The organism is Hydrogenophaga sp. GW456-12-10-14-TSB4, from assembly GCF_059424305.1.
In genome coordinates, this window is sequence record NZ_JBWKZH010000104.1 from 1 (window position 1) to 14,457 (window position 14,457).

At 67.6% G+C, this 14,457-nt stretch carries 16 protein-coding genes; 10 read left to right on the forward strand and 6 right to left on the reverse strand.

Going from position 1 to position 14,457, the window contains the following annotated elements; translation table 11 throughout:
- The 7 genes from AC07ZS_RS28365 to dut form a co-directional block, all read left to right on the forward strand.
- Positions 1-249, forward strand: a 249-nt coding sequence (locus tag AC07ZS_RS28365; protein ID WP_494801782.1) for an exodeoxyribonuclease VII small subunit, incomplete at its 5' end; no start/stop codon positions are given.
- 5 nt (positions 250-254) lie between these two features.
- Positions 255-1,151, forward strand: coding sequence for a polyprenyl synthetase family protein (locus AC07ZS_RS28370; RefSeq protein WP_494801796.1), 897 nt, complete (start codon positions 255-257; stop codon positions 1,149-1,151).
- Positions 1,152-1,195: 44 nt separating this feature from the next.
- Positions 1,196-3,085 carry a 1-deoxy-D-xylulose-5-phosphate synthase gene (gene dxs, locus AC07ZS_RS28375; RefSeq protein ID WP_494801783.1) on the forward strand — a complete coding sequence of 630 codons (1,890 nt, stop codon included), beginning with the start codon at positions 1,196-1,198 and terminating at the stop codon, positions 3,083-3,085.
- 185 nt (positions 3,086-3,270) lie between these two features.
- The gene (locus AC07ZS_RS28380) at positions 3,271-3,876 is read left to right on the forward strand and encodes a TRAP transporter small permease subunit (protein WP_494801784.1); all 606 of its coding nucleotides are present in this window, start codon (positions 3,271-3,273) and stop codon (positions 3,874-3,876) included.
- A gap of 19 nt (positions 3,877-3,895) precedes the next feature.
- Positions 3,896-5,737: a TRAP transporter large permease gene (locus tag AC07ZS_RS28385; protein WP_494801785.1), complete on the forward strand. Its 1,842-nt coding sequence runs from the start codon at positions 3,896-3,898 to the stop codon at positions 5,735-5,737.
- 173 nt (positions 5,738-5,910) lie between these two features.
- Positions 5,911-6,993, forward strand: coding sequence for a TRAP transporter substrate-binding protein (locus AC07ZS_RS28390; protein ID WP_494801786.1), 1,083 nt, complete (start codon positions 5,911-5,913; stop codon positions 6,991-6,993).
- A gap of 109 nt (positions 6,994-7,102) precedes the next feature.
- Positions 7,103-7,552: a dUTP diphosphatase gene (gene dut / locus AC07ZS_RS28395; RefSeq protein ID WP_494801787.1), complete on the forward strand. Its 450-nt coding sequence runs from the start codon at positions 7,103-7,105 to the stop codon at positions 7,550-7,552.
- 1 nt (position 7,553) lies between these two features.
- Here dut and AC07ZS_RS28400 read toward each other — a convergent pair whose 3' ends face one another.
- Positions 7,554-8,105: an FKBP-type peptidyl-prolyl cis-trans isomerase gene (locus tag AC07ZS_RS28400; protein ID WP_494801788.1), complete on the reverse strand. Its 552-nt coding sequence runs from the start codon at positions 8,103-8,105 to the stop codon at positions 7,554-7,556.
- Positions 8,106-8,215: 110 nt separating this feature from the next.
- Between AC07ZS_RS28400 and AC07ZS_RS28405 the strand changes: the two genes are divergently transcribed.
- From AC07ZS_RS28405 to AC07ZS_RS28415, 3 genes are all read left to right on the forward strand, one after another.
- Positions 8,216-9,283 carry a JmjC domain-containing protein gene (locus AC07ZS_RS28405; RefSeq protein WP_494801797.1) on the forward strand — a complete coding sequence of 356 codons (1,068 nt, stop codon included), beginning with the start codon at positions 8,216-8,218 and terminating at the stop codon, positions 9,281-9,283.
- Positions 9,284-9,302: 19 nt separating this feature from the next.
- A complete protein-coding gene (locus AC07ZS_RS28410) occupies positions 9,303-9,812 on the forward strand; it encodes a hypothetical protein (protein ID WP_494801789.1) in 510 nt (169 codons plus the stop codon).
- 191 nt (positions 9,813-10,003) lie between these two features.
- The gene (locus AC07ZS_RS28415) at positions 10,004-10,336 is read left to right on the forward strand and encodes a hypothetical protein (RefSeq protein WP_494801790.1); all 333 of its coding nucleotides are present in this window, start codon (positions 10,004-10,006) and stop codon (positions 10,334-10,336) included.
- 74 nt (positions 10,337-10,410) lie between these two features.
- Here AC07ZS_RS28415 and bamC read toward each other — a convergent pair whose 3' ends face one another.
- From bamC to AC07ZS_RS28440, 5 genes are all read right to left on the reverse strand, one after another.
- Positions 10,411-11,526, reverse strand: coding sequence for an NlpB/DapX family lipoprotein (gene bamC, locus AC07ZS_RS28420; protein WP_494801791.1), 1,116 nt, complete (start codon positions 11,524-11,526; stop codon positions 10,411-10,413).
- A gap of 53 nt (positions 11,527-11,579) precedes the next feature.
- Entirely contained in the window at positions 11,580-12,479 is a 900-nt protein-coding gene (dapA, locus tag AC07ZS_RS28425) for a 4-hydroxy-tetrahydrodipicolinate synthase (protein ID WP_494801792.1), read from the reverse strand.
- Between the two features lie 75 nt (positions 12,480-12,554).
- Positions 12,555-13,109 (reverse strand): class I SAM-dependent methyltransferase, encoded by a 555-nt coding sequence (locus tag AC07ZS_RS28430; RefSeq protein WP_494801793.1) that lies wholly within the window; start codon positions 13,107-13,109, stop codon positions 12,555-12,557.
- Positions 13,109-13,237 carry a hypothetical protein gene (locus tag AC07ZS_RS28435; protein WP_494801794.1) on the reverse strand — a complete coding sequence of 43 codons (129 nt, stop codon included), beginning with the start codon at positions 13,235-13,237 and terminating at the stop codon, positions 13,109-13,111. The genes AC07ZS_RS28430 and AC07ZS_RS28435 overlap by 1 nt, the downstream gene beginning before the upstream one ends.
- On the reverse strand, positions 13,234-14,457 hold a 1,224-nt coding region (locus AC07ZS_RS28440; protein WP_494801795.1), incomplete at its 5' end, for an MFS transporter. The genes AC07ZS_RS28440 and AC07ZS_RS28435, both read right to left, overlap by 4 nt.

Below are 14,457 nucleotides of genomic sequence, written 5' to 3' on the forward strand. Positions count from 1 at the left end.
CCTTCTCCCTCCCGCGCGCCCCGTGCGGCCCCGTCCCCCACCGCACCGGCCAGTTACGAGGCGGCGCTGGAGGAACTGGAGCAACTGGTGGCCCAGCTCGATGCCGGGCAACTGCCCCTGGACCAGTTGCTGACCCGCTACCAGCGGGGCGCGGAGTTGCTCACGTTCTGCCGGTCGCGGCTGGAGGACGTGGAGAACCAGATCAAGGTGCTCGAAGGCGGCACGCTCAAGCCCTGGGACGCACCGTGAGCGCCGTGCTGTCCGATACCCACGATTTCGTGGCCTGGCGCCAGGCGCAGCAGGACGCGGTGGAACGCGCGCTGGAGCGCTGGGTGTCCGCCGACGCGCCCGCCGGGCTGGGCGACGCCATGCGCTATGCCGTGCTCGACGGCGGCAAGCGGCTGCGCCCGCTGCTGGTGCTGGCCACCTGCGAAGCGGTGGGCGGCCACGCGGCGGCGGCGATGCGCGCGGCTTGCGCGGTCGAGCTCATCCACGCCTACTCCCTGGTTCACGACGACATGCCCTGCATGGACAACGACGTGCTGCGCCGGGGCAAGCCCACGGTGCACGTGCAGTTTGGCGAGGCGCAGGCCCTGCTGGCGGGCGACGCGCTGCAGGCCCTGGCCTTCGAGCTGCTGGTGCCGGGTGACGGCAGCCTGGGCGACGCCATGAGCGCGCGCCTGTGCCGCCTGCTGGCGCTGGCCGCCGGCGCCGATGGCATGGCCGGCGGCCAGGCCGTCGACCTGGCCAGCGTGGGCGTGGCGCTCGACCAGCCCGCCCTGGAAGCCATGCACCGGCGCAAGACCGGCGCCCTGCTGCAGGCCAGCGTGACCATGGGCGCGGCCACCGGTTCGCCCTCGCCCCAGTCCCTGGCGCTGCTGGCCGAATACGGCGCCTGCGTGGGCCTGGCTTTCCAGGTGGTGGACGACATCCTCGACGTCACCGCCGACTCGGCCACGCTGGGCAAGACCGCTGGCAAGGACGCGGCGGCCGACAAACCCACTTTCGTTTCCCTGATGGGGCTGGCCCAGGCACAGGCGTATGCCGACCGCGTGCTGGCCCAGGCCCACGACACCTTGCGCCGCTCCGGCCTCGACCACACCGCCACCCTGCACGCCCTGGCGGACTGGGTGGGGCGGCGTGCGTCCTGAGACCCGGTAAAGGCCGATCCACCATGACCCAAGCGCCCCCGCCCATGAGCTCTCTGTTGTCGACGATCGATTCACCGGCCGACCTGCGCCGCCTCTCGCGCGCACAACTCCCGCAGCTGGCCGATGAACTGCGCGCCTTCCTGCTGGAGAGCGTGGCGCGCACGGGCGGCCACCTCAGTTCCAACCTGGGCACGGTGGAACTCACCGTGGCGCTGCACCACGTCTTCAACACGCCCGACGACCGCCTGGTCTGGGACGTGGGCCACCAGACCTACCCGCACAAGATCCTCACCGGCCGGCGCGACCGCATGGCCACGCTGCGCCAGTTCGGCGGCATCAGCGGCTTCCCGCGCCGCGACGAAAGCGAGTACGACACCTTCGGCACCGCGCATTCGTCCACCAGCATCTCGGCCGCGCTGGGCATGGCGCTGGCGTCCAAGATCAAGGGCGAGCCGCGCAAATCCATCGCCATCATCGGCGACGGCGCCATGACCGCCGGCATGGCCTTCGAGGCGCTGAACAACGCCGGCGTGGCCGATGGTCGTCTGCTGGTCGTGCTCAACGACAACGACATGTCGATCTCCCCGCCCGTGGGGGCGCTGAACCGCTACCTGGCCCAGCTCATGAGCGGGCAGTTCTATGCCGCGGCGAAGAACGTGGGCAAGCAGGTGCTCAAGGGCGCGCCGCCGCTGTTCGAGCTGGCCAAGCGCTTCGAGGAACACGCCAAGGGCATGGTGGTGCCGGCCACGCTGTTCGAGAAATTCGGCTTCAACTACATCGGGCCGATCGATGGCCACGACCTCGAGTCGCTGATTCCCACGCTGGAGAACATTCGCCACCTGCTCGACACCGACAGCGGCCCGCAGTTCCTGCACGTGGTCACCAAGAAGGGCCAGGGCTACAAGCTCGCCGAGGCGGACCCGGTGGCCTACCACGGCCCGGGTACCTTCGACCCCGCCGTGGGCCTCACCAAACCCGCCACGCCGGCCAAGACCACCTTCACCCAGGTGTTCGGCCAATGGCTGTGCGACATGGCCGAGGCCGATCCGCGCCTGGTCGGCATCACGCCGGCCATGCGCGAGGGCTCGGGCATGGTCGAGTTCGAGCGCCGCTTCCCCGCGCGTTATTTCGATGTCGGCATCGCCGAGCAGCACGCCGTGACCTTCGCCGCCGGCCTGGCCTGCGAAGGGCTCAAGCCGGTGGTGGCGATCTACTCCACCTTCCTGCAGCGCGCCTACGACCAGCTCATCCACGACGTGGCGCTGCAGAACCTGCCGGTGGTGTTCGCGCTGGACCGTGCCGGCCTGGTCGGTGCCGACGGCGCCACGCACGCGGGCGCCTACGACATCGCCTACCTGCGCTGCATCCCCAACATGGCCGTGGCCTGCCCGGCCGACGAAGCCGAGTGCCGCCAGCTGCTGAGCACCGCGTTCGCGCAGAACCAGCCGGTGGCGGTGCGCTACCCGCGTGGTGCCGGTGCCGGCGTGGCGCAACCTGCGGGCCTTGAGGGCTTGCCCTTCGGTCGCGGCGAGCTGCGCCGCAAGGGTCGGCGCGTGGCGATTCTGGCCTTCGGCACCTTGCTGCAGCCCGCGCTGGCCGCGGGCGAGAAACTGGGCGCCAGCGTGGCCAACATGCGCTGGGTCAAACCGCTGGATGTCGAGTTGTTGCGCGAGCTGGCCTCGTCGCACGATGCCTTGGTCACCGTCGAGGAAGGCAGTGTGATGGGGGGCGCCGGCAGCGCCGTGCTGGAGGCCTTGCAGTCGGAGGGCTTCGCGCTGCCCGTGCTGCAGCTGGGCCTGCCGGACAGCTTCATCGACCACGGCGATCCGGCTCGACTGCTGGCCGGCGTGGGACTGGACGGAGCAGGCATCGAGCGCGCGATCCGAACGCGTTTCGGCGCGCTGCTGGCACCGGTGGTGAAAGCGGTCGGCTGACGGCAAAACCGTTCTTGGCGTGCAGGTTTACCCTGAGCTGCATGCCCCTTGATGCAAAAAGGCGTCACATACAATGAATGGGTCCATACCACCTACACGCAGCTGCGGTGCCTCGCACGCTGCGTGTTTCTTTATCTGTCGATGACGTGGTGTTGGAACCGTTTTCACAAGAAATAGGAATCAGGATGGGTGCACTACTCAACTTCTCTCGGGCCATCGACCGGCTCAACGCCTGGGTTGGCCGGTACGCGATCTGGCTGATCATGGGGTCGACCGTCATCAGCGCTGCCAACGCGCTCGTGCGTTACACCTTCAACACCAGCTCCAACGCCTTCCTCGAGATCCAGTGGTATCTCTTTGCCTGGTCGTTCCTCATCGCGGCCGGTTTCACCCTGCTCAACCGGGAGCACGTGCGCATCGATGTCCTCAACAGCCGCCTGCCCAAGAAAGCGCAGATGTGGATCGACATCCTGGGCTTTGCCTTCTTTCTCACGCCGGTGTGTCTGCTGGTGCTGTACTACGGCATTCCGATGCTGATGGAGAAGTACGCATCGGGCGAGATGTCGGGCAACCCCGGCGGCTTGATCCGTTGGCCGGTCTGGCTGGCGATCCCCGCAGGCTTCATCCTGCTGATGCTGCAGGGTTGGTCCGAACTGATCAAGCGCGTGGCCTTCATCACCGGCCACGGTCCCGACCCGACCATCAAGGCCGGCGAGAAGTCCGCCGAGGAAGAGCTGGCCGAGATCCTGAGCCAGCGCGAGGCCGTCAAAGGCAAGCCAGTCTCCGAGTAACCGGCCAAGGGAATTGACGATGGAATTCATTGCGGCGAACTTCGCCCCGATCATGTTTGCGGGGCTCATCATTTTTCTGCTGCTGGGCTTTCCAGTGGCCTTCAGTCTGGGCGCCTGCGGCCTGGCCTTCGGTGTCGTCGGTATCGAGATGGGGGTGTTCCCTTCGTCGGTGCTGGCCTGGCTGCCGCAGCGCCTCATCGGCATCATGGCCAACGACACCTTGCTGGCGGTGCCCTTCTTCACGCTCATGGGCCTGATCCTGGAGCGCAGCGGCATGGCCGAGGACCTGCTCGACACCGTCGGTCAGGTCTTCGGGCCGATGCGCGGCGGCCTGGCGCTGGCGGTGGTCTTTGTCGGCGCGATGCTGGCCGCCACCACGGGCGTGGTGGCCGCGTCGGTCATTTCGATGGGCCTCATCTCCCTGCCGATCATGCTGCGCTATGGCTACGACCGCCAGTTCTCCAGCGGCGTGATCGCGGCCTCGGGCACGCTGGCGCAGATCATCCCGCCCTCGCTGGTGCTGATCATCATGGCCGACCAGCTCGGCCGCAGCGTCGGTGACATGTACAAGGGGGCCTTCATCCCGGCCTTCATGCTGGTCGGCTGCTACGTGCTCTATATCGCCTGCCTGGCCATTTTTAAGCCCGCCAGCGTGCCCGCGCTGCCGACCGAGGCGCGCATCTACCGCGAGCCCGACGGCAGCGGCGGCTACCAGTCGCTGCTGGTGCTGATGGTGATCTCGTTCATGGTCTCCATCGTGCTGGCGCGCTACATGCCCGAGGTGCACACTTGGTGGCTGGGGCATGAGGTCACCTCGGTGCCCACCGACGAGAAAGTCGTCGTGGCCATGGCTGGAGGCGCCTTCGTGGCGCTCGTGATGGCCCTGGCCAACAAGTACGCGAAGCTGGGCCTGCTGTCGCGCCTGGCCGAGCGGGTGACCTTCGTGCTGATCCCACCGCTGCTGCTGATTTTCCTGGTACTGGGCACCATCTTCCTGGGCATCGCCACCCCGACCGAGGGCGGCGCCATGGGGGCGATGGGCGCCATCATCATGGCTCTGGTGCGCAAGCGTCTGGACATGAAGCTGCTCAAGCAGGCCCTGGCCACGACCACCAAGCTCGGCAGCTTCGTGATGTTCATCCTGATCGGTGCCACGATCTTCGGCCTGGTGTTCCAGGCCGCCGATGGTCCGATCTGGGTGGAGCACCTGCTCGCCGACCTGCCGGGCGGCGCGGTGGGTTTCCTGATCGTGGTCAACATCCTGATCTTCTTCCTGGCGTTCTTCCTCGACTACTTCGAGCTGTCGTTCATCGTGGTGCCGTTGCTGGCGCCGGTGGCCGACAAGCTGGGCATCGACCTGATCTGGTTCGGCGTGCTGTTGGCGGTCAACATGCAGACCTCGTTCATGCACCCGCCGTTCGGCTTCGCGCTGTTCTTCCTGCGCTCGGTGGCGCCTGACAAGCCCTATGTGGATCGCGTGACCAACAAGGTCATGGCCCCGGTCACCACGATGCAGATCTACAAGGGCGCGATTCCCTTCCTGATCATCCAGCTGTTCATGGTGGGCGTGCTGATCGCCTTCCCGGGTCTGGTCACCGGCAGCCTCGACAAGGTCGGCGACTACGACCTCAAGGCGGTGGGTGAGCAGATGAGAGAGAACCTTGCCCCGGATTCGGAGGGCGGTGGTTATGGCGGCGGCGGGGGCTACGGCGCGGACGAGCAGGCCGCACCGCCAGAAGAAGGCAGCAAGGAGCCGCCCGCCACCAAGCCCGAAGCGGCCGGCGAAGCCAGCCCTGATGCAAAGGCCGCAGCGGAAGACGACCCCATGAAGGCGATGCAAGAGGCCCTCGGACGCAAGTGATCGGGTCTGTGACGAAGCGCAGGTTGTCGAGGGAAAACCCTCGGCGACCTGGGCTTCGGGATACCTTAGATGTCAATAGAATCGAAAGACCGTTCCTCAACTCCGGCGCGTGCGGCGGAAGCGGGAACGCGCTGAACTTCTGGCTTTTTTCAAATACCCCTGGAGCAATCTCAATGGATCGTCGTTCTATCGTGAAGAGTGCCGGCTTGGCCGGTGTGCTGGCCGCTGGTGTGGCACCGGCCGTGCATGCGCAAGCCGCCGTGCGCTGGCGCCTGGCATCGAGCTTCCCGCGTTCACTGGACACCATCTTCGGCAGCGCTGAAAAGATGGCACAGACCGTCAAAGCACTGTCGGGCGGCAAGTTCGAGATCTCCGTCCACCCGGCGGGCGAGTTGATGCCGGCCTTCGGCGTCGTGGACGCGCTGCAGGGCGACAACATCGACATGGCCCAGACGGCAGCCTATTACTTCACCGGCAAGGACCCATCCTTCGCCTTCAGCTGCGCAGTGCCCTTTGGCCTGACCGCCCGGCAGAACACGTCCTGGAAGCTGCACGGCAACGGTGGCAAGCTGATGGACGAATTCTTTGCCCAGTACAACTTCCGCACCGCCAGCGCCGGCAACACCACCACCCAGATGGGTGGTTGGTACCGCAAGGAAATCAAGACCGTCGCCGACCTCAAGGGTCTGAAGATGCGCATGGGTGGCGGCGTGTTCGGCGAAGGCATGGCCAAGCTGGGCGTGGTGTCGCAGAACCTGCCGGCTGGCGAAATCTACCAGGCGCTGGAGAAGGGCACGCTGGATGCGGCCGAGTTCACCGTGCCTCACGACGACGCCAAGCTCGGCTTCCACAAGGTGGCTCCGTACTACTACTACCCGGGCTGGTGGGAAGGCGGCGCCGACCTGGAGTTTTTCATCAACCTGAAGAAGTTCAACGCCCTGTCGGACGAGAACAAGGCCATCCTGAACGCCGCGATGGCCGTGGCCGCGACGGACATGACCGCCAAGTACGACGCCCTGAACCCGATCGCCTTGAAGAAGCTGGTGGCCGAGAAGACCCAGCTCAAGGCTTTCCCCAAGGCCGTGATCGATGCCGGCTTCAAGGCCTGCATGGAAGTGTTCGCCGAGCACGAGGCCAAGTCGCCCACCTTCAAGAAGATCCACCAGGACATGCGTTCCTTCCAGCGCGACCAGATCCTCTGGAACCGCTTCTCGGAGTTCCCGTTCAACCAATACATGGCTGGCGTGAAGATCTGATCTGGCACACCGCACATGAACCCGGGCAACCCGGGTCCATGGTGTGTCCGGATAGGAGCCCGCTGCGTGCAGCGGGCTTTTTCATTCCTGTTGATTCATTTCCGCTTTTATGAAACTTGATGTCCGCGTTCTCGACGCCCGCATGGCCGACCAACTGCCCCGCTACGCCACGCCTGGCAGCGCCGGCCTCGATCTGCGGGCCTGCCTCGACGCACCCCTGGTGCTGGCGCCCAACGCCTGGCAGCTGGTGCCGACCGGGCTGGCGATCCACCTGGCCGACCCCGGCTTCGCCGCCATGATCCTGCCACGCTCCGGGCTGGGCCACAAACACGGCATCGTGCTGGGCAACCTGGTCGGCCTGATCGACAGCGACTACCAGGGCCAGCTGATGGTGAGCGCCTGGAACCGCAGCGATGTGGCCTTCACCATCGAGCCGATGGAGCGCATCGCGCAGATGGTCATCGTGCCCGTGGTACAGGCCGAGTTCAACGTGGTGAACGACTTCGCCGCCGCGAGCGAACGCGGCGTGGGCGGCTACGGCTCGACCGGACGCGGCTGAATCAGTGGAGGGTGTGCGGGCCGGGCGGCGTGAGACCGGGGCCCTGCAGTTCGTCGGGCGCGTCCACCTGCATGCGGAAGAAGCCGGTGCCCAGCGTGCCCTGGCCCACCTCGTTTTCCTGCGCCTCGCGCACCGCATGCACCTTCAGGCTGATGCGCAGGGCGATGCCGGCCAGGGGGTGGTTGCCGTCCAGCACCACGTGCTCGGGGTAGATGTCGCTGACGAAGTACAGGCGGTCCTTGGGGGCCGAGGGGTTGCAGCCCGGGGGCAGGCCCTCGAAGCCCATGCCCTCTTCGAGTTCGTCGGGCAGCAGGTGGCGGGGTTCGAGGAACAACAGCCGGTCGTCGTAGTCGCCGAAGGCGTCGGCCGGCTCCAGGTGCAGGTCGATCGTGTCGCCCGCCGAGTGGTTCAGCAGCGCTTCCTCGATCTTGGCCAACAGGTCGTTGCCGCCCACGAGGAACTCCACCGGCTCGTCGAGCACGTCGAGCTCCTCGCCCAGCGTGTCCTTGAGGGTCCAGGTCAGCGCGACCACGCATTGTTGGTTGATTTTCATCCGACAATTGTCCCATGCCCCACGCTTTCCCATCCAGTCCCCCCCCTTTGTCCCCGCCCGCGCCGGACGCGCCCTGCGAGCTGCTCGGCGGCCTCAGCCCGGCGCAGTTCATGCGCCGGCACTGGCAGAAAAAGCCGCTGCTGATCCGCAACGCGATCCCGGGCTTCGTCCCGCTCCTGAGCCGCCAGCAACTGTTCGACATGGCCGCCGACGAGGCGGTCGAGTCGCGCCTGATCGTGCGCAAGGCCCAGGGTTGGACGCTCAAACAAGGCCCCCTGACCCGCCAGCAACTGCCGCCGCTGAAGCAAGCGGGCTGGACGCTGCTGGTGCAAGGCGTCGACCAGCACCTGGACACCGCCCACGAGCTGCTGCGGCGCTTCCGCTTCGTGCCCGACGCGCGCCTGGACGATCTGATGATTTCCTGGGCCAGCGACACCGGCGGCGTGGGCCCGCACTTCGACAGCTACGACGTGTTCCTGCTCCAGGCCACCGGGCAACGGCGCTGGCGCATCGGGCGGCAGAAAGACTTCTCGCTGCAACCCGGCGTGCCGCTCAAGATCCTCAGCCATTTCGAGACCGAGGAAGAGCACGTGCTCAACCCGGGCGACATGCTCTACCTGCCGCCGCGCTGGGCGCACGACGGCGATGCGGTGGGTGTGGACTGCAGCACGTACTCCATCGGCTTTCGCGCGCCGCAGCGCGGCGGCCTGGCCGGTGAGCTGCTGCAGCGCATGGCCGACGAGCTGGAGGACACCACGCTTTTCCGCGACCCCGGGCAACCGGCCACCGCCACGCCGGCGGCCATGCCCGCCGCGCTCGAAGCCTTTGCGGTCGATGCGCTGCAGCGCCTGCTCGCCGAGCGGCAGTCGCTGGCCTGTGCCCTGGGCGAGGTCATGACCGAGCCCAAGCCGCGCATCTGGTTCGACGAACCTGAAGGCGACTGGGCGCCGGGCGCCTTGCGGCTGGACCGGCGCACGCGCATGATGTACGACGAGCGCCACATCTTCATCAACGGCGAAAGCTTTCGCGCCGGCGGAGCCGACGCCCGCCTCATGCGCGCGCTGGCCGACCAGCGTGCGCTGGACGAGCGACAAGTCGCCCGTGCCAGCGAAGGCGCGCAGGTCCTGCTGCAGGACTGGTTCGAGGCCGGCTGGCTGCACCGCACCGAACCGGCCTGATTCCCTCAGGAGACCCCGCATGACCGAGCCCCAGGATGCCCCGCTGGCCGCATTGCCCGAAGGCCGGTTATCGGGACGCACCGCTTTCGTCGACCTGATCCGCCAGGCCCTGGCCACGGCGGCGCAGGAGGGCTGGCCGCGCATGGTCCTGTGCGACGCGGACTTCGCCGACTGGCCACTGGGCGAGCGCGATGTGGTGGCCTCGCTCAATGCCTGGTCCCAGCGCGGGCGCTCGCTGCACCTGCTGGCGCGCGACTACAGCGTGTTGCGGCAGATGCACCCGCGTTTTGTTCAATGGCGCACCACCTGGGCGCACCTGGTGGAGGCGCAGGCTTGCGCCAGTGCCTCGGTGGGCGAATTGCCCAGCCTTCTGTGGTCGCCGGCCTGGACGCTGCAGCGGCTGGACCCGCTGCGATGCACCATGGTGGTGAGCCGCAGCGCGGAACGTCGCGTGGCTTTGCAGGAACAGCTGCAGCAGTGGTCGCTCAAGGGAACGCCTGCCTTCCCTGCGTCCACTTTGGGGCTGTGAGCAAAGGTAAAAACACCCCTGTTGGCAACTTGCACCAGGACGGGGCGGTATCATCCGCGCCGGCCGGGGCGGGTTGTCACGTCAACCCGCTCCGCTGGATGGCCTCCCGTCACACAACACCCTGGGTGCGTGGAACCTTTCCGAACCGGTCGTCCGACCGCCTGTCTTTCTCATCCATTGGAACTGTCATCATGAAAAAAACCATCCTGCTCGCCAGCCTGTTGGCCGCCATCGCCTTGACCGCCTGCGGCAAGAAGGAAGAGGCGCCTGTCGCCGCTCCGGCTCCGGCCGCTGAACCCGCACCAGCTCCTGCGGCTCCTGCCACTGCTGCACCTTCCATGGCCGGCGCTGCCGAATCTGCCAAGGAAGCCGGCGCTTCCGCCGTCGATGCGGCCAAGGAAGCCGGTGCCGCCACCGCCGAAGCCGCCAAGGCCGCTGGCACGGCCACCGTGGACGCTGCCAAGGAAGTGGCCGACAAGGCCAAGGAAGCCGCTGCCGACGCCAAGGCCGCTGTGACCAAGTGAGCTCAGGCCTTCGGGCCTGGCAAAGAAAAAGCCGCCCTCGGGCGGCTTTTTCATGCGCGAAGCGGCGGGGCCGTTTACTTGAGGTCTTCGGCCAGCAGCTTGGCGATGCGCTGGGCGGACGCCGAGCCGTCCGGGCGGCCCTGGCCGTCGAGCACCGCCACGGTGGTCTTGTTCTCGGCGCTCTTCACCGAGACGCGGAAGCGCTCGGTCGAGGCCTCGGTCTTCGAGGCGCCGAACATCTTGGCGAAGAAGCCCGGCTCCTTGGGATTGGCCACGGGTTCGACCCAGCGCACGAAGTAGACGCCCTGGCTGCGGTCGCGGTCTTCCACGGTGAAGCCGGTGCGGTCGAGCGACAGGCCGACGCGGCGCCAGGCGCGGTCGAAGTTGTCGTCGAACTGCACAACGGGCGCGTTGTTCACCTGGGTCACGCGCGCGGCGGCCTGCACCGGCGCGCTGGCGACCACGGCTTGCGATTGCGCCTCGGTCACACCGAGCTTGACCATCAGGCGGCGCAGGAATTCGGTTTCCAGCTCCAGGTTGGCCGGGCTCGGCTGCCAGACCGTCTGGTCTTTTTCCTTGTTGGAGTAGACCTCCGTCATGCCGCGGTGGCTGATGTAGATCTCGGTGCCGCCGTTGGCGGTGCGCTCGAAGCGGGTGCGGAAGCGGTCGCGCTCGCCGGTGGAGTAGAGGTTCTCGAACACCTTGCCGATGGTCGAGCGGATGAAGTCCTGCGGCAGCTTGGCGCGGTTCTCGGCCCAGTCGGTTTCCATGATGCCCAGGCCTTCCTGGTCGATGTCGAGCAGGAAGCCGTTTTCCTGCCAGAAATCGCGCACCGGGCTCCAGAGCTTGTCGGCCGGGCGGTTCACCACCAGCCAGCGCTGGTTGCCGGCGCGCTCGATGCGCACGTCGCCCACGCTGGCCGCGGCGGTGCTGCTGGCGGTGGGCTGCGAGGGTTGGGCGGTTTCATAGCCGCTGGCGGTCACCACCGAGCCGGGCACGTTGTAGCGCGAGTCCCGGTTGAGCTGGCTCAGGTCGGGCGGCACGTCCAGGGTGCTGCCGCGCTTGGCGCTCTTGTAGTCGATCTTGTCTTCCTGCAGCACCGAGCAGCCCGAGACCACGAGGGCAGCGGCGGCCAACAGGCCCAGGCGGTTCAGGAGGCGCGGGGTCGAGGACAGGGTTCGGTTGGACATGAATGGGGCTCGGTAGAAACGGAAAGGGGGCGCGTCGGGCCGGGGGGCCCGGCTCAGGAAATCAGGCCGGCCTGCTTCAGCGCGCCTTCGACCGCGGGCTGCAGGCTGCGCGTCATGGGCGTCATCGGCAGCCGCATGGCCTCGTTGCACAGGCCCATGCGGGCCATGGCCCACTTGAGCGGGATCGGATTGGCTTCCAGGAACAGGTTCTTGTGGACGGGCATGAGCTGGAACTGGATCGCCATGGCGCGCTTCACATCGCCCGCGATCGCGGCCACGCACAGCTCGTGCATCAGGCGCGGCGCGATGTTGGCGGTGACGCTGATGTTGCCCTGGCCACCGCACAGCATGAGGGCCACGGCGGTGGGGTCGTCGCCCGAATAGATCGAGAAGCCCTTGGGCACGTCGCGGATCAGCCACTGCGCGCGTTCGATGTTGCCGGTGGCTTCCTTGATGCCGACGATGCCCGGCACCTGCGCCAGGCGCAGCACGGTGTCGTGCGCCATGTCGGCCACGGTGCGCCCGGGCACGTTGTAGAGCACGGTGGGCAGGTCGCCCACGGCCTCGGCGATGGCCTTGAAGTGCTGGTACTGGCCCTCTTGCGTGGGCTTGTTGTAGTAGGGCACGACCTGCAGCTGGCAGTCGGCACCCACGCTGCGGGCGAAGCGCGCGAGCTCGATGGCCTCGGCCGTGGAGTTGGCGCCGCAGCCGGCCATGATGGGCACGCGCTTGTCGCCGTGGGTCTTGGCCTGCTCGACCGAGACGCGGATGATTTCGCAGTGCTCCTCGACGTTGACCGTGGGCGATTCGCCCGTGGTGCCGACGACGCCGATGCAGTCCGTGCCCTCGGTGATGTGCCAGTCGATCAGTTTGCGCAGCGTGGGGTAATCGACGCTGCCGTCTTCGTGCATGGGCGTGACCAGGGCCACGATGCTGCCGGTGATGGGGTTCATAGGCTAAAGGCTTAAATGGGAGCGTCCACCCTGCATCGCCCCGGTGGGGCGGGCAGCGCGCGCGAATCTTGCATTCTACCCAGTGGCATCCAGCGGATGCCTGGGCGGCTGGCTGGGCGTTCCAGGCCGTTTTCGCACCGCCGCCAGGCGCTGGACGAAGCGTTCGGGGCGGTCGCAGAAACCATCTTCATAGGCCACCACGTGCAGACCCTGGCCGGCTTGCAAAAGTTCGCCGGGTTGCAGCAGAAAGTCGGGCCGCGAGGGCTTGCCCACGCTCTCGTTTCCGCTTGCAAACGTTTCGTACAGCAACACACCGCCTTCGGCCACGCTGTCCACGATGCGGGGCAGCAGGGGGCGCCAGAGGTAGTTGGTGACGACCACCGCGTCGAAGCGCTCGCCGTCGAAGGGCCAGGGCCCGTTCTCGATGTCGGCCAGCACCGTGCGGCCCAGGGACTGCACCGCCGCCACGGCCTCGGGCGAGCGGTCCACGCCGGTGACCGCGTGGCCCCGCTGCGAAAACCAGCGCAGGTGGCGGCCGTGGCCGCAGGCCACGTCCAGCACCGAACCGCCGGCCGGCACCAGGTGCGACCAGCGTTGCACCCAGGCCGAAGGCGCCTCGGTGCCGTGCATCAGAAGCAGCTCCAGATCTGGTCGGCCAGGCCCACCAGGAACTCGGGCCGGTCGTAGAGCGCGAACGTGCCGAGCAGCGCCAGCCCGGCCGCAGCCCAGGCGAAGGCCCGCACGGCCAGGGGCTTCACGCGGCGGCCCCCACGCGCTGAGGTCCGCGCGCGATCGGCCCTTCGCGCACCGGCAGGTTCACCAGCCCGGCAAACACGCCCAGCGCGATGGCGAGGTACCAGACGATGTCGTAGCTGCCCGTCCGGTCGTACAGCACGCCACCCAGCCACACGCCCAGGAAGCTGCCGATCTGGTGGCTGAAGAAGACGAAACCGCCCAGCATGGACATGTGGGCCACGCCGAAGATCTGGGCCACCACCGCGTTGGTGGGCGGGATGGTCGAGAGCCACAGCAGGCCCATGACGGCGGAGAACACGTACACGCTCATGGGCGAGAGCGGCACGATCAGGAACACGGAGATGGCGGCCGCGCGCGCGAAGTAGATGAACGCCAGGATGTGGCGCTTGGCCAGGCGCTGGCCCAGCGCACCGGCGGCGTAGGTGCCGAAGACGTTGAACAGGCCGATCAGGGCCAGGGCGTAGCTCGCCACCTGGGGCGACAGCCCGTGGTCCTTGAGGTAGCTGGGCATGTGAACGCCGATGAACACCACCTGAAAGCCGCAGACGAAGTAGCCGGCCATCAGCAGCTGGAAGCTGCGGTAGCGGAAGGCCTCGCGCAGGGCCTGGCCGATGGTCTGTTCGCGCTTCACCGGCGCGCCCCCCGCGAAGCCCGGTTCGCGCAGGCCCATGGCCAGGGGCATCACCAGCAGCACGGCGCCCGCGAGGAACAGCAGGGCCTGCTGCCAGCCGACGTTGCTGATGAGCCAGCCTTCCACCGGCACCATCAGGAACTGGCCGAACGAGCCGGCCGCCGCCGCCACGCCCATGGCCCAGGAGCGCTTCTCGGCCGGAATCTGCCGGCCGATCACGCCGTAGATCACCGCGTAGGTGGTGCCGGCCTGGGCGGCGCCGATCAGCACCCCGGTGGTGAGCGCGAAGCCGGTGGTGGAGGTGCTCAGCGCCATGCCGGCCAGGCCCAGGGCATAGGCCACCGCGCCGGCCATCAGCACGCGGAAGGCGCCGAAGCGGTCGGCCGCCATGCCGGCGAAGATGCCGAAGATGCCCCAGGAAAGGTTCTGGATCGCCAGGGCAAACGAAAACGTCTCGCGGGACCAGCCCTGGGCCTGGGTGATCGGCTGCAGCCAGAGGCCGAAGCCGTGGCGGATGCCCATGGACAGGGTGACGATCAGGGCGCCGCAGGCCAGCACCTGCAGGGCGGAGAGGCGGGGCGGGGTCGGAAG

Excerpts from the sequence above, each read along its gene's own strand:
- dxs (WP_494801783.1), top strand. The coding sequence starts at position 1,196 with ATGAGCTCTCTGTTGTCGACGATCGATTCACCGGCCGACCTGCGCCGC.
- AC07ZS_RS28380 (WP_494801784.1), top strand. The coding sequence starts at position 3,271 with ATGGGTGCACTACTCAACTTCTCTCGGGCCATCGACCGGCTCAACGCC.
- AC07ZS_RS28385 (WP_494801785.1), top strand. The coding sequence starts at position 3,896 with ATGGAATTCATTGCGGCGAACTTCGCCCCGATCATGTTTGCGGGGCTC.
- AC07ZS_RS28390 (WP_494801786.1), top strand. The coding sequence starts at position 5,911 with ATGGATCGTCGTTCTATCGTGAAGAGTGCCGGCTTGGCCGGTGTGCTG.
- dut (WP_494801787.1), top strand. The coding sequence starts at position 7,103 with ATGAAACTTGATGTCCGCGTTCTCGACGCCCGCATGGCCGACCAACTG.
- AC07ZS_RS28400 (WP_494801788.1), bottom strand. The coding sequence starts at position 8,105 with ATGAAAATCAACCAACAATGCGTGGTCGCGCTGACCTGGACCCTCAAG.
- AC07ZS_RS28405 (WP_494801797.1), top strand. The coding sequence starts at position 8,216 with ATGCGCCGGCACTGGCAGAAAAAGCCGCTGCTGATCCGCAACGCGATC.
- AC07ZS_RS28410 (WP_494801789.1), top strand. The coding sequence starts at position 9,303 with ATGACCGAGCCCCAGGATGCCCCGCTGGCCGCATTGCCCGAAGGCCGG.
- AC07ZS_RS28415 (WP_494801790.1), top strand. The coding sequence starts at position 10,004 with ATGAAAAAAACCATCCTGCTCGCCAGCCTGTTGGCCGCCATCGCCTTG.
- bamC (WP_494801791.1), bottom strand. The coding sequence starts at position 11,526 with ATGTCCAACCGAACCCTGTCCTCGACCCCGCGCCTCCTGAACCGCCTG.
- dapA (WP_494801792.1), bottom strand. The coding sequence starts at position 12,479 with ATGAACCCCATCACCGGCAGCATCGTGGCCCTGGTCACGCCCATGCAC.
- AC07ZS_RS28430 (WP_494801793.1), bottom strand. The coding sequence starts at position 13,109 with ATGCACGGCACCGAGGCGCCTTCGGCCTGGGTGCAACGCTGGTCGCAC.